This is a genomic window from Acidiphilium sp. PM, assembly GCF_000219295.1.
Classification (GTDB): Bacteria; Pseudomonadota; Alphaproteobacteria; order Acetobacterales; family Acetobacteraceae; genus Acidiphilium; species Acidiphilium multivorum.
Map to the genome: position 1 here is coordinate 1 of NZ_AFPR01000410.1, position 602 is coordinate 602.

1 pseudogene is annotated in these 602 nt (G+C 75.1%); it reads right to left on the bottom strand.

What is annotated here, in order from left to right:
- A pseudogene (gene gspM / locus APM_RS22720) lies at nt 1-312 on the bottom strand (type II secretion system protein GspM); the annotation flags it as partial.
- Nucleotides 313-602: the final 290 nt, after the last annotated feature.

A 602-nucleotide genomic window follows, 5' to 3' on the forward strand; every position in this document is an offset into this window, starting at 1 on the left:
GCGGAAGCCCGAGACGGTGAAGCTCGCGTGCAGCGGCAGGTCGGCGCCGGTGGCGGGCGCGCCGGTTGCGTGCAGGTCGAGCCGGTTGACGAGCATGCGCGGTGTCGCGGCACCGAGCGCGTCGAGAAAGCCGATCAGCGCGGGGTAGGAGGCCGTCATCGAGATCCGCAGACGAATTCGTTCGACGCTGCCGAGGCTGACCGGCGGGAGCAGCTCGGCGCTGTCCAGCCCGATCCGGTGCGTGGCGGCGAGGGACTGCACCGCGCCCTGCAACCGCGCGCCGGCGATGGCGGCGGAGCCGCCGGGGAGATAGGCGTCGCGCCCGGCGCCGGGGCGGCCCGTGCGGCCATGCGCCGCAGCGCCGGCAGTTCGGCGACGAGACGCCGCTCATGCGCGAGCAGCGTGCTTACGGTGGCAACGCGCGTGCTGAGGCCGCGATACCAGGCGAGGCCGGGGCGGATGACGCCGAAGCCTACAAGGGCGAGCAGCGCCGCCGAGATCGCGAGCGCGAGCGCCTGGCCGGCGCGGCCGTCCGGCAGGTCGCGCGGGAGCTGTGCCATCGCGTCAGCCCGCTTCATCGTCGCGCAGCCGCACCCGGATCG